This is a genomic window from Rhizobium sp. RSm-3 (assembly GCF_001854685.1).
Classification (GTDB): Bacteria; Pseudomonadota; Alphaproteobacteria; order Rhizobiales; family Rhizobiaceae; genus Rhizobium; species Rhizobium ecuadorense.
This window is the reverse complement of sequence record NZ_MAWZ01000029.1, coordinates 21595-35373: the sequence shown is the minus strand read 5'-3', so window position 1 is coordinate 35373 and position 13779 is coordinate 21595. Positions and strand designations below refer to the sequence as shown.

9 protein-coding genes are annotated in these 13779 nt (G+C 54.1%); all 9 read right to left on the bottom strand.

Annotation, left to right across the window (positions count from 1 at the left end):
- Positions 1–323: 323 nt before the first annotated feature.
- Positions 324–1553, bottom strand: coding sequence for an alpha/beta fold hydrolase (locus BBJ66_RS22260; protein ID WP_008534369.1), 1230 nt, complete (start codon positions 1551–1553; stop codon positions 324–326).
- A 129-nt stretch (positions 1554–1682) separates the two neighbouring features.
- Positions 1683–2372 (bottom strand): GntR family transcriptional regulator, encoded by a 690-nt coding sequence (locus tag BBJ66_RS22255; protein WP_004673291.1) that lies wholly within the window; start codon positions 2370–2372, stop codon positions 1683–1685.
- Between the two features lie 120 nt (positions 2373–2492).
- A complete protein-coding gene (locus BBJ66_RS22250) occupies positions 2493–3287 on the bottom strand; it encodes an N-acyl homoserine lactonase family protein (RefSeq protein ID WP_018247149.1) in 795 nt (264 codons plus the stop codon).
- Positions 3287–4414 (bottom strand): zinc-dependent alcohol dehydrogenase family protein, encoded by a 1128-nt coding sequence (locus BBJ66_RS22245; protein ID WP_004673287.1) that lies wholly within the window; start codon positions 4412–4414, stop codon positions 3287–3289. The genes BBJ66_RS22250 and BBJ66_RS22245 overlap by 1 nt, the downstream gene beginning before the upstream one ends.
- Before the next feature lie 12 nt (positions 4415–4426).
- Positions 4427–5311, bottom strand: coding sequence for an MBL fold metallo-hydrolase (locus BBJ66_RS22240; RefSeq protein ID WP_011053353.1), 885 nt, complete (start codon positions 5309–5311; stop codon positions 4427–4429).
- Between the two features lie 352 nt (positions 5312–5663).
- Positions 5664–8222 carry a sensor domain-containing protein gene (locus BBJ66_RS22235; protein WP_004673285.1) on the bottom strand — a complete coding sequence of 853 codons (2559 nt, stop codon included), beginning with the start codon at positions 8220–8222 and terminating at the stop codon, positions 5664–5666.
- Positions 8223–8653: 431 nt separating this feature from the next.
- The gene (locus BBJ66_RS22230; RefSeq protein WP_008534366.1) at positions 8654–9853 is read right to left on the bottom strand and encodes an ABC transporter substrate-binding protein; all 1200 of its coding nucleotides are present in this window, start codon (positions 9851–9853) and stop codon (positions 8654–8656) included.
- A gap of 184 nt (positions 9854–10037) precedes the next feature.
- Positions 10038–12551: a methyl-accepting chemotaxis protein gene (locus BBJ66_RS22225; protein ID WP_008534365.1), complete on the bottom strand. Its 2514-nt coding sequence runs from the start codon at positions 12549–12551 to the stop codon at positions 10038–10040.
- 211 nt (positions 12552–12762) lie between these two features.
- Positions 12763–13512 carry an SDR family oxidoreductase gene (locus BBJ66_RS22220; RefSeq protein ID WP_011053351.1) on the bottom strand — a complete coding sequence of 250 codons (750 nt, stop codon included), beginning with the start codon at positions 13510–13512 and terminating at the stop codon, positions 12763–12765.
- Positions 13513–13779: the final 267 nt, after the last annotated feature.

Here is a 13779-nt window from a genome sequence, read left to right as displayed (position 1 = left end):
AGCTCTGAAATCGACATATGTCCAAGCCCTCTTTCGAGGCTGAACATCGACAATCATACGCTGATCCGGAAGGTGGGGTCAGCACAGCGCTTACTCTCAACAAGGGAGCGCCCGTTCATCATGTCATTGGTCATCGGTGATCTTTCCGTCAGGTTGGTCTTGAACAACCCGACCCTAGCGGAAAACACTGATGGCCGCCCGCAAAGCCGATCACCCGCTACAGCGCAACGAGAAGCGCGCGGGCGCTCGGCTTTACTCCCTACCGTCACCTACGCCACGTACTGGGACACGATCGGTAAATGGCCAACGCGGTTGCTTTGTGATCAGCCGTTATCTTCGACGAACCGAATAGCGTCTTGCAAGAAGCTCCGGAAATAGTCAGGATTTTCGCACATCGGAAAGTGCCCAAGCCCCTCCATAACGACATGACGGCTGCCAGGAATGAGGGCCGCTAGCGCTGCTCCGTCTGCAGGCGTCGCAGAGTAGTCATAGGTCCCGGAGAGAAGAACGGTCGGTGTTCGCTTGGCATCAATCTTCGGACCGACGACGGCACCGTCGAACTCGTCGCTGTAGAACGAAAGATCGCCGGGATAAACTCCAGGAGCACCCTGCGAGTAGATCCAACTGGCGCGGCGTCGCTCTTCTTGCGGGCTGAGCGGGCTCATGATTCCGCGGACATAGGCTGAGTTATGAAGCGACCCATGAACGTTGACGTTGTGTTGAAAGGGGTTGCGACGGCCCTTTGACTTCAACGGCGGCTCGACCGCAATTACACCCATTAGACGTTCCGGTCGCTCCGCCGCCAGCACCATGCACATCGCCGCGCCCATAGATCCTCCAACGACGATAGCTCTGTCTCCGACGAGCTGGTCGAGTATCGCCGTGCACCAGGTCAGGTAGAGATCCGTTGTGAGTTGATAGGGCGAGCCGTCCCAAGTTAAAGGAGGCATCGAACGTCCGTGAAACGGCAGATCAACTGAGATCAATCGGTTCGTACGCGCAAACCCAGTGTCGGAGAGTTGCGGTAGAAACTGACGGCCGTCTGCGCCAGCCGTATGGAGGAAAAGGATAGGAGTTCCTGCACCGGCTTCCTCGTAAAAGATATCGTGTTCTACGCCGCCGACCTCTACCCGCTTATAGCGTCCGGTGACCTGTTCAATATTTCGATCGACCTTCGGCGCAACTAGGGGCGGAGACGCTACGACGATTTCGAACAGTCGCTCCAGAGCGGGACGCGCTTGAGCGATTGCTACGGGCGAACCAGATAACGTGAACTCAGGGTTAGCGAGTTGAAAGGCGGTGAACGAATGGTAGGTTGCCGGCGGCGGCACCTGCATAACCTTTTCCCAAGCTCCTTCTGGGGCACTCAGTATGACGTCAGCATTTTCGTCCGCGCCGTCCAGTGCGACTATCCCGCCTCCCACAGCAAGTGATGACTTTTCTGGTCCAACTTGCAACGAGATCCGTGTTGTAAGACCTGGGGTCAGTCGCGGTAGCTCCGGATCTTCGATCGCCAGGGTTACGCGTTTAATCAGCTCGGCATGGGCGCCCATACGTCCTCCCTAACAAAATGATGTTGTTGGGAAGCCGCACTTCCTGTGTCTCACCTCCCATAAGAGAGGTAAGCAGATTTTCAGACAATCTGTCAACCTTAGCCGTCGCCTGAACTTCGTTTTGTGGAACTACTCGGAGGTTTCGACGGGGTTCTTGCTCAAGTAGTCCAACGCCACCTTAGCCGCGATTTCGATATGGCGCTTGCAAAGCGCGGCTGCCCTGTCGCCATCACGCAACGCAATAGCGGCCGCAATCTCTCTTATTTCGAAAACGCTGTTCTGCAGCCGCCCTGGCTGGGTCATCGATGTCATCCGCAACAATGTGACCCGGTTGTGCAACGACGTGAGCATTTGCTTCACAAACACGTTCTTGCTGCCGGTCATCAAACAATCGTAAAAAGCGGTCTTGGCTTCGATGATCCGCGTTCCGGAACCGCTCTTGGCTGCGGCTTCGAACGCTTCCACGGTCTCGAGGAGAGCAACGATCTCTTCATTCGAACCGTTCTCGGCGAACTCCTGGCCGGCAAAGCTTTCAAGCAGCGCGCGTACACTATAAAGCTGCCTAGCCTCCTCGTAGCTGATAGTGCTGACAACCGGCCCCCGATGCGGATAGCTAGTAATAAGCCCTTCAGCTTCTAACTGGCGTAGCGCCTCGCGAACTGAAGTTCGGCCAACCCCGATAAGTTCGCACAACTCGCGCTCCACCAGCCGCTGCCCGGGCTTGAAACGGCCACTTGAAATAGCCTGCCGGAGCTTATCCTCAACAAGGATTCGAAGAGAGGCGTTTTGACGTCTAATCTGGAGGTCGATCGTTCCCATTCACAACAAACCTTCGATGAAATTTCTAGTGACGCACAGAATCAATATACTGCCGGAGCGTTTCGTAGGACAACCCGATTGTCTGCAAACAGCAAAAAATTTCAATCGGTTTATTGTGGGTCACAGGAGAACTCTAGCGAACTGGAGGTCTGGCGCAAGGGGAGAAAATTTCTGTAGCACCTCAGGGTCATGACCCGGAATGATGAGTCCGTTTGCTCCGGCAAGGACGCGGAGCTTGTTGTAACCCTCGATGACCTCTAGGTAATCTGCAAACAGGGGAAACGCGCCGTCATTTTCAAGATAGTGCTGGAAATGAAGCGCGTCGGAAGCGATAACCAGCAAAGCGCCGCCTGTTGCCACCGTAACAACTTGCAAACCTTTCGAGTGACCGCCAACCAGATGCACCCTGCATCCAGGAACAATTTCCCCATCCCCATCATGGAACCGTACCCGTGACTGAAAAACGAGCCGGACCGCGTCGACGACACCTTCTGTAGCAAAAGGCCGACGCATTCGCTCATGGCACATACACCGCCCCGTTCCATACGCCATCTCCCGATCCTGAATGTGAAAAGTGGCGTTAGGAAAGGCCGGGAGGTTTCCGGCGTGATCGTAGTGCAGGTGTGTCACAACGACATCAGTAATTTCGCTGGATTTGATGCCAAGGCTGCTCAGTGCTGCCACCGGATGGATCAAGAGGGTCCGCCCTCTGGCCGCGCCCTCTCCGGCTTCGAAACCAGTGTCAACAAGAATTAATCGGTCCTCGAGACGGATCAGCCACACGAAGTAGTCGATTTGTGATGGACGATCATGAATGTCATTCGTCTCTAGTATCAGGTCACTTACTGGTCTTTGCGCGGTGCCGTAATGGATGGCGAGCACTGTCCACTCGTTCAAGAGAATTCTCCCCGCCATCAGTCCATCAAGACTAGGTGTCGATTGATCTCGGCCCTGTCAAGACGGTCGAAAACCTCATTGATCTCATCAAGGGGGCCAGTGCTCGACAGCAATTTGTCCACTGGCAGCTTACCTTTGAGGTAAAGGTCGATATAGCGGGGTATGTCGCGCGATGGCACGCAGGAACCCATATAGCTGCCCTTGATCGTTCTCTCCTCTCCGACCAACGGCAAGGGCGAAACCTCGAAACGGGAATTTGCGCTGGCCAGTCCGGCCGTAGCGGTCATCCCTCCGCGCCGGGTAATCTCATATGCAAGCTCGAATGCCTTTTTGGATCCAGCCATCTCTATCGCGTAGTCTACCCCGCCGCTTGTCGCGCCTTTTACTTGGGCAACAATATTCGGCGAGGTGGCCAAAAAAGTCTTCGTCGCTCCCAGCTCCTTGGCAAGATCCAGCTTCGCTTGGATTAGGTCGATCGCCACGATATCGCTTGCACCGCTCGCAACAGCGCCAAGTATCGCCGAAAGGCCTACGCCGCCGAGCCCGATTACCGCCACACTACGGCCTGGGCGGACCCCACACGTGTTCATCACAGCTCCAACGCCGGTCATAACGGCACAGCCGAAGAGAGCAGCTGTCGCCAAATCGATATCTTTGGTCACTTTGACTACCGAGCTCGCCGACACGACAGCATATTCGGAAAACGCAGAAACGCCGCTATGGTGGTTAATTTCGTATCCTCTCAAACGGATGTGCTTGCCGCCGGATAGAAGCGTTCCTGCAGCATTGGCCTGGTAGCCCGGTTCGCAGAGGCTGGCGCGGCCTTCAGCGCAATATGAGCAATGGCCACAAACCGGCAGAAATGACATGACTACATGGTCACCAACCTCAACCTTCTCGACACTCGGTCCGATTGCTGCGACGACGCCAGATGCCTCATGGCCTAGAGCGACTGGAAGCGGACGCGGTCTGTCCCCATTGATTGCGGACAGGTCAGAGTGGCAGACACCGGCAGCCTTGATCTTGACCAACACCTCCATGGGGCCAGGCGGCGTCAGTTCCACAAGCTCAATCTTAAGAGGTTTCGAATTTGAATAGGGCTTCGGCAGACCCGACTCCCTGAGGATTACCGAACGCATCTGCATCTTTGAAATTCCTTATCGATGTGCAAGCAACTGCATTGGAGAGGGGATATAGCGGAATCCGTCTCCGTTTCGCACCACATGCCCGGCACCTGGCCATGCGAAGTGATAGGACATTACCGCAATGCGATCTGTCGCCAGCATATCAAGCACGCGCGTGCGGGATCTAGCTGACAGCTTCGGGTCCGTGTCGTATCGGAATTCCATCATCGGCCTCTCCATCAACAGGATATGATGGTGCGTAAGGTCGCCGAGAAAACAGAGGCGATCGTTTCCCGACTGCAGCATAAAACAATGATGACCGAGCGTGTGGCCGGGGGCCGAAATCGCGTGAACGCCCGGCAAGAACTCCTCGCCGTCTTTGAAAAAGAAGGTCCGATCCTTGTGGGGAAGCAGGTTTCGCCGAGCGTTATCGATTTGAAATTGAAATGAAGAATCGATCGACGACCCGTCCGTCCAGTCCGTGAAGTCTCGCTCACTGATGAAGATGTCGGCGTTCGGGAAATTTAACCTTCCATTGGCATCGCACAGACCGCCGATATGATCGATATGGGCGTGCGACAGAACCACCGCATCGATCTCCGTCGGATCTCGACCTGCCTCTCTCAGGCTGGCTAGGAGTCGACCTGTGGTGGGCCCGAAAGCTTTGGAAGACCCCATCCCGGTATCAAATAGAATTGTTCTTCCATTTATCTCAACAAGCGGCACGTTTTGCTCGAGTACAACTTTGTTCGTTGGCAGGAAATTGTCCTCTAGCATCAGGCTGACCGTGCGTGGCTCTACCCCCAAGAAGTTCAGGCGAGGATCTCCTAGCTCTAACGGCCCGTCGGACAGTACCGTGATTTTTCCATCGCCAAATTCGAACGGATAAAAATACGGAAGCTTGGCCAGGTGATGCATACTAAGAGACACTGATTTTCCTCCCATCAGGTGCTTGGCGACATTTTTGGCAGATTGTATGATAATCTGTCAAATATTTTTGAAGAAAGCCATATCGAGAGCGACTGCCTTGCTTTAGGAGCCGGTGTACCGCGTTTTCCCCGGCCTACCGAATGCCGCGCAGTAGGAGCAGAGCATTCGAGAATGCCGCTCGCGGGGCCGCACAACGCATGGTCGTTGACCCAGCGTTGCCCCCTGTTCCGCGAAAAACCGCAGACATTCAGAGATTGACGAGGCTCAAGTTGAGTTGTCTCACAGCGCGCACCGCATCACCGTCCATCAGACAGGTGACATTTTCCCTTATTCGCGCTCATCATCGCGAAGCGGCGTAACGATCTGAAACGAAGCCGGTGGCGGACGCGCGCACCCAAAGAGCGATCAATTCCATCTTCGGCAGGGCCTTGCTGTAAAAGAAGCCTTGCGCCGAACCGCATCCGTTCGCTGCGAGAAATGCTGCCTGCTCGGCGGTCTCAACACCTTCCGCCACCACGTCCTGCCCAAGACATTGTGCAATGGACAGAATCGCTTTGACCAATTCTTCGTTCCTTTTGTCCGAGCTATTTATGAATGACCGATCGATCTTCAGCGTGTCGATCGGGAAGCGGGCTAGATAGTTGAGCGCCGAGTAACCGGTGCCAAAATCATCGATAGCAATCGAAAATCCCATTTGACGCAGCTTAAGAAGCGTCTGCAGGGTCTCGCCCTTCCGATCGAGAAGCAGACTCTCCGTGATTTCGATTTCGATCCATTCCGCGCGGCAACCGGTTTCACCGAGGATTGCAGCGATCTCGTTTACCAACCGTGAGCATTGGAATTGCTTACCCGAAAGGTTGACTGCAATCTTGTGCAGGTGGTGGCAATCGGCGTTCAGCTCCTTCGCCGTCTTGCACGCTTCACGCAGCACCCATCGCCCGAGTTCAACGATCAGCCCGGTATCCTCAGCGACCGGAATGAATCGAACCGGCGGAATCATGCCCATCTCGGGATGAGGCCATCTCAACAACGCTTCCGATCCTATCATTACGCCGCTGTCCAGAAGCACCTTGGGCTGGTAGTGCAGCTCCAATTCTTCGCGCTCGATAGCGCGGCGCAATTCAGATTCCAACTGCATGCGCTCCTCCACGCCCACAGTCAAATCCTTCGAATAAAAGCGAAAACTGTTTCTCCCCGAGCGTTTGGCAAGATACATCGCAGAGTCGGCGTATTTCACCAGATCGTTGACATCTGTGCTGTCGTCGGGCGAGATCGCGATGCCTACACTGCATGACACGTAGACTTCCTTGCCATCCAATAGGAAAGATTCCTTGAATCTCTCGAGGATCGAGCACGCAACCCAATCGAGATCGTCGGTTGTCTGGATTTCCGGCAACAGAATCGCGAACTCGTCGCCGCCGAGACGCGCAACCGTGTCGAGATCGCGGACAGATTTCTTAAGCCGGGTAGCGACCTGGCAGAGTAGTTGATCACCCACAGGGTGACCCATCGTATCGTTCACGACTTTGAAATGGTCGATGTCAATCAGCATTACCCCTGTCCGCCGACGTTGAGACGACGCGTCACTGACGACCTTTTGCAATCGCTCGTTAAACAGCAAGCGGTTCGGCAAAGAAGTCACCGGATCGTAAAAGGCCATTTGCCTGATTTTTTCCCGCGAGGCGTTCAGTTCCGTGACATCGCGAGAGACCCCGAGGACTCCTGTAACCTCTCCCCCGGCGCCGAGGACCGCAAGTTTACGTGTTTCGAGAAGAATGGACTGACCGTTCTCCGGGGAAACCACCCAATTCTCGTCGATAAGTATGCCACCGGCTTCGATCGTGGCCTCATCAGATTTTCCGGAAATGTGAGCTCTCTCAGCCCCGAACAATTCAAGGTCCGTTTTTCCAACGACCTCCGCCTCCGATTTCCCGGTCAGCCGCTCAAATGCATGATTGCACAACAGGTGTACGCCATCGACATTCTTTACCCAAACCATGTCAGGAATGGTTTGCAGCACACTTAGCAATTGCGTCCGCACGGAGTTGATGGCGTCTTCCGCCTGCCTTCGTTCCGTGACATCACGCGAAAATGCCAGGAGCGTGGTGGCGGCGTCAGGATCGGCGCTTGGTCGTCTAGCCACCGACAACTCGAACCATCGGGTCTCGCCGTTTGGCAAGGATACGCTAATGCATCGACCGTAGGCAACTCCTTCACTGCTTGCAGTTCGAAGCGCCTCCATTGCAATAGCCGCTTGATCAGGCGCAAGAACTTGGTCGACCGTCCTACCCAGTAGCATTTCCCGCTGCTGGGCTAGTAGTTCGGGATTTCTGGTCCAGACCTGAAGATATCGCCCATCCTCGTCGACCTCAAACAGAACGTCTGGAATAGCGGTGACGATCCCTTGGGCTAGTTCGAGAGCGTTTTTGAGTTCCTGCTCCGCCAACTTGTGTTCGGTTATGTCGATGATAACGCCAATCAGACCCGCGGGCTCGTCGTCGTGACCTCTGAAAACTGCCTTGTTGCAGACAACATCCAGGATGGCGCCGTTTGCGAGAGCGATCTTACGCTCGGAGACTTGGGCTCCACCCCTTTCAAGAAGGCCTTTCTCTTCAATAGAATAAATTTCCGCCAGTTGCGTTGAACTGAGATCAAAATCTGTATTCCCGATGATCTCGTCGCGCGAGCGACCGAGGAGATCTTCGAAAACCTTGTTGCAACCGACATAGCGACCGTGCAGATCTTTGAAGAAAATTGGGAGGGGCAACACGCCGATCAATGCTTCAAGCAGCGCTCCTCGGTCGGCTGAGGTATCATGATGCAGCGCTTCGTCTCTCCGGCGATTGCGCCTTTTCTGAAAAAAGGAGCGTTGCCAAAGCGGTTGTAAAGTCGAATTCATCGTGAAGCTCCTTACCGAGGGCCAAGACAGATGCATCATCCATCCGATCAGGAATTCCGGGAACGCCACCCAAATCATTCGAGCAACAAATTGATGCAGATATGTCAGTAAGGCGTCGAACCGCGCGTCGGCCTGAGCCGGATAGTGCGGTCGGAAATGAACTTTGCTTTCACATTCGAAGCAACAACCTTCGCGGCAGCACGTAGATTGAAAGGCGCAATGAGTATGTTGTCCCGTTTGGCGAGAGGAGGGCCGGAGGAAGAATGCTACCGCGGAGCAAATATGTTCGTTGGAACCGGATCGCTTGTCTCATGTCTCCTGAGGCGACCCGGGCATTTCCCAATTTGAACTGTCATTCCTTAGCGCAGCCTACCTTGCACGAGAGCCGATCATGAAGGCACCGCATTCCACACAGACCCCGCATGCGATCTTCAATCGGCCGGCTTCCAGGAGAGCGGATCCGCTGGGTTATCGAAATATTTAGCAGCAGCGCTGGCAGACCACCAAGCTGTATTCTTCGGCTCGATCCAATCCTCAGAGTTAGGATCGCAATCAGCTGGCAAATCCGCCATTACATCCTCTATGGTACTGGGAATTGCTGGCCGCAGGATTGTCTGAATTTTGGGGCCCTGTCCCTCAAGAGTTCGCATCATTACGTCCCATACGAAACCCGCCTCAGAGCGCGGCGGCCAGAAATGAAAACTCTTGCTTACGAAGTCGGGGTTCCGTCGCCAGTAACAGGCTGCCGAAGCTTCGCCCCCTAGAACGATTGGGATCATGTCGCGCCCGGACTGGCGCACCGCGTTGATAACACCATTCTCAGCTCCCGACTGAACGATAATACCATCAATTCGACCGGGATTCGCTGCAAGGAATTTTTGCACCTCGGCCTGCGCGACCTTGTCTGTCCACTTCCCGTCGACATGACCTACGATCTTTATCTCGGGATAATACTCCAGAGCCTTCTTTGCGCCGACGTCAAAGCTGTCCGAGGAGGCAAAGCCGGAGATCCCCGAAACGAGAAGCACATTGCCACTTCCTTCGATTTCTTCAGCGAGCCACTTCGCCGCCTCAAACCCGCCTTGCATGTTGTTCTCAGTTGCGTTGACGGCGAACGGCGATGTTACGTAACCAGAGTACGAGAACACAGGCACTCCTTTTGAATACGCATACTCTATCGTAGGATTAAGCGCCGTGAGGTTCGAACAGCAGATAATAATTGCATCAACGCCGTCGTCTACCATCTGCCGCATCTGCCTGATCTGGACAGCGTCTTCAAGATTTGACTGGGTGACGATGAACTCGGAGACCAGCCCCGCTTTCTTGAAAGCTGGAACAATCTTGTTTGTGAACTCATCAAGAATACTCGCACGCCAAGAATTGTCAGCATATGTCGATGCGTACCCAATTTTCCACGGCGGTGCTCGCTGTGCCTTAAACGTGCGGAAGACAGATTCACCTGTAGGCAACTTTGGATCGAGCAACTCGTAGGTTTTTCGTTCCTCCCGCGGCAATTCCGTAAGGCCACCGGCGGCCGCTACAGAAGGGATCACCAAGCCGGTGATTAGAATAATGGCTCTTGTAATTTCACGTATGCGCACGGATTTGATACCTCTCGTGTCTCTGAGCATTGCAAAGCAGTTGATCTCTTGAAGGTTGATCGGCTCTAGGTGGGTTTTTTACAGTCAGACGGGCGGCGAAAGGGAGACCAAGAGCCTATGGCCGGATTTCGCTTCCGTAAGCGGATTTCCCTTCAGTAGAACGCCGCTATCACAGTGGCCATCCGACGCGTGGCAGTCCCGTTCGATGCGTAGCTTACGCCACTAACCTAACCCGACGCGTCGACTTATCTTCGGTCAATTTGAATGAAGCGAGCCGCTCGCTGAGTTCGTTAGTCTGATCCGAGAGAGTCTTTGCCGCGGCATTTGTCTGCTCGGCCATGGCAGCGTTTTGTTGTGTTCCCTGGTCAAGTACATTGACGTTATTGTTGATCTCGGCGAGGGACGCCGCTTGCTCGCGGCTCGAATTGACGATTTGATCAATCCGATCGGAAATCTTCAAGATCGACGCCGTTATGTTGTGTAACGCCTCACCTGCTTTCCCCACGTAATCTGAGCCGATCGCCACCTCCGAAGAGGATTCCGAAATCAGGTGGCGAATCTCGCGGGCTGCAGCTGATGATTTCTGGGCAAGTTCGCGCACTTCCTGGGCTACGACTGCAAAACCCTTTCCGGCATCTCCAGCACGAGCCGCCTCGACACCAGCATTTAGTGCCAAAAGATTTGTCTGGAACGCAATCGTATCGATCAAACCAATGATTTGGCCGATCTTGTGGGACGCGTCTTCTATTCTGCCCATTGCGTTGATCGCATCGGTCACAATGGTTGCCGCACCCTCGGCGTGTTCTTTAACAACGGACACGAAAGCCTGGGTTTCATAGGCATTCTCGGATGATTTTCTGACCGTGACCGTCACCTGTTCGACGGCGGCCGCAGCCTCCTCCAGTGAGGCGGCTTGCAATTCAGTTCGCCGCGACAGATCATCTGAGGCTTTGAAAAGCTCGCTGGTTCCCCATTGAATTTGATTGGTATTCTCGTCGATATGAGACACTGTCTCTCTCAGGATCGAAAGCGAGTGATTGAAATCGCGCCTCAGCGGCTCAAGATTGGGATGGAATTGGCGGTCAATTTCTTGAGAGATGTCGCCACGCGCCAATCGAGATAACGCCTCTCCTAGAATGGTGACGGCAGTTGCGACCTCCTCCTCCATCTGAGCGCGTTCGCGTTCACGATCCATCCGCTCCTGTTCAACGGTTTTCCTATCGGCTTCCGTTCGTGTCTCGATGTCCATCTTCGAGACAGCATTTTCACGGAAAACCTCGAGTGCGCGAGCCATTTCACCTATTTCGTCTCTCCGGTCACGTCCGACAATCTGCGATCGAAGATCGCCCTTTGCCAGCTCTTGCATGCGCTTCGCGATCCGTTCGATCGGGGCGCGAAGTGTCGCCATCAGGCCGGCGCCAGCCGCCAAGGCTACCAAGACGCCGGACACTGTGGCGATAGTTGACAGCAAGCGGGCAAGATTGCTTTCATTGCGAGCATCGTTTTCCTGAGTTGCTGCAAAAGTTACGAGGTTTTTCCAGATCTCCTGACCGGTTTTGTCCGCCTCAGAATATTGCGCTTGGCGGGCTTCCGCTATCTTGACCAGCTTCTCTGTGTTCTCTTGGATAGAATCCACCTGGGCGAATAGATCTTCCTGCATTTTATCGAAGCCAGATATCGAGCTGGCAACGCCTCCAACTGCCACGGTGTCACGCGCCAATTTTGTAAGTTGCTCAACGAGGCGCTGCTGATTCTCTGCGTTGGCTGTACGGAACAGGTTATTGATTTCGATTTCGATCGAATCGGCGTCCTGGCCGATCGTTGTCGCCGTCGCAACAAGCATTTCGGAATCCGTCAACGCTTTATCCAACGCCCGGATCGCATTTGTTCCTTCAATCATGTGCTGGATCGCATCCACTCGCAGGTTCGTCGCAAAGCTCTGTAGGTCAGAGCCGGCAAGCCGTGTGGAAGGGTCGACAAATTCGGGGTTGGCGATTAGCTTGGCGATAGTCCTCTCAATTTTAGTAACGGCCTGCTCGTCAGCAGTCGAGACTACCCGCTTAACTGTTTTTAGCGACTTTTTGATCACAAGCCCTTGCTGGGCGACAGTCGGAGGCTGCTTCGCTCCGTCCGGCAAGCTCACCAAGTCTTCCGCCATGTGTTGCATAACTGATGCCGTATCGAGTGAGCGGGTAGCCTCCCGGAGCATGGTTTTCCCGGAGTTCTCCTGATTGCGTACTTGTGAGCGCACATCAACCGCAGCCAATTTAAGGGCGCCTCCGACCTCCTTGATCTTCGACAAGTTGGAAACAATGTCGCTGCGAACGGATTCCTCGTCATTATGCAAAGACCACATGCGGCCGATGCTGCCCGAGATAACGGACATTGCCGATACACTGTTTTCGAGCGCACCAGTTTCGCTCCCGCTACCTGCCGCCGCTTCCTGGAGCGACTGCATGGTTGCGCTCTGCCCGTTTAAACTTGTCAGCGCCTCATCTCGGTACTCCGTTGAGCTTTGCGCCAAAAAGCGGTTCATGCTTTCCGCGACACTTCGAAACCCGCTCAAGGTCTGAAGAACCTCATTTGAAAGCCGAAGACGAGACTGAAGCAAGCCAGTTGCTTTTAAGCCGACCCCACCAACTGCCGCCAATATCAGGATCAAGGGTACAAGTACCAATAACACCTTTGCTCTTATGGTAAAGGTGGATAACAGGCGATCGACGAACATACTTACCTCCAAAGGGCTCAAACGGTGCTGGGGCCTCGCTTTTGGAATAGTAATGTTTGAGCCTGAACGAACATGGATAAGAGTTTCACTAAAACAATCGAAACTTTTTTACGTGTTGTTAGGATTTGACCTCTTACCCATTGCGTCTTTCGAGAAACTTAACGGAAGGTTAATACCTGCAGATTTGCCGGATCAGAACGTGGGAGTGGATCTATCTGCACCGAGGATCGATCTCCAGCACGTTCCCTGTCAGCTTTCCGGACAGTTCCGAATTCGCCAGGAATTGCACGGCGTGGATCACTGTTCGAAGCACGTCATTTTCGCTTGAAGACGTAGAGTTCACATCGCTGGCGTGTACAGCATTTATCCTCAGCCCGGAACCGAAATATTGCCTAGCAATTGCGGAGGTAGTAGTGCGCAACGCCGCTTGAAGGACGGCTTCTGCTTCCAGCGAGGTCGTCTCTTCGAACCATGCGACGTCCACTACGGCAAGCTCCGCGCCCTGAAGTCGAGAGCTAAAGGCACCTGTAACTCTGATTAGATTGGATACGGCATCAAGCCCCAGATTCGCGCTGGATAGCGATCCCGTTACAGTTTGGGTTGTTTCATTTCTGCGGAAAACTATGTTCACCAGAACGTCGACCCGTCTCCAGCGCAAATACACCTGGTCAGCCATTGAGTTGACGTAAACGTCTCTGTTCGGGTTGACTTTGACCGGTAAAAAATTGTTTCCCTGGCCTTCAGCCAGGGAGGCGAAGTCGGCGGGATTGGCGTCGCCTACGGCGACCCGATAGCCTTTTTCTATAAATGAGCGCGCCAAACAAAGACCAACAGGATTTGACGCGCCTATCAAGACACAGACTTTTTCCCCAGGAGAAATGTTGGCGTCACTGTCACGTTCAACCAGTACCTCGGTCGATGGAGTATGACACGCCTTGTGAGTCAGAGACGCTTGTATCACGCGCCGGTCGCCGCTTCCGGCAGATTAAGAAGGTCGACAATTTGTGCATTTTTGGCCAAGTTTAGCACTTATAACTCCCGGTCCGTCGCTGCGTCTCCCGCGAACAAGCAATGCGCGGGCGATATAGTAAAATTTTTGTCCGACAATCTGTCAATTCCTTTTTTGCGATTTTCGGCGGACACATGTCGAGACCGGCGTCATTTTGAGGCCTCATGCACGCAATGCCGTAAGCATCGGTATTCCGACACCCGGTTGAGTTTGATGTGG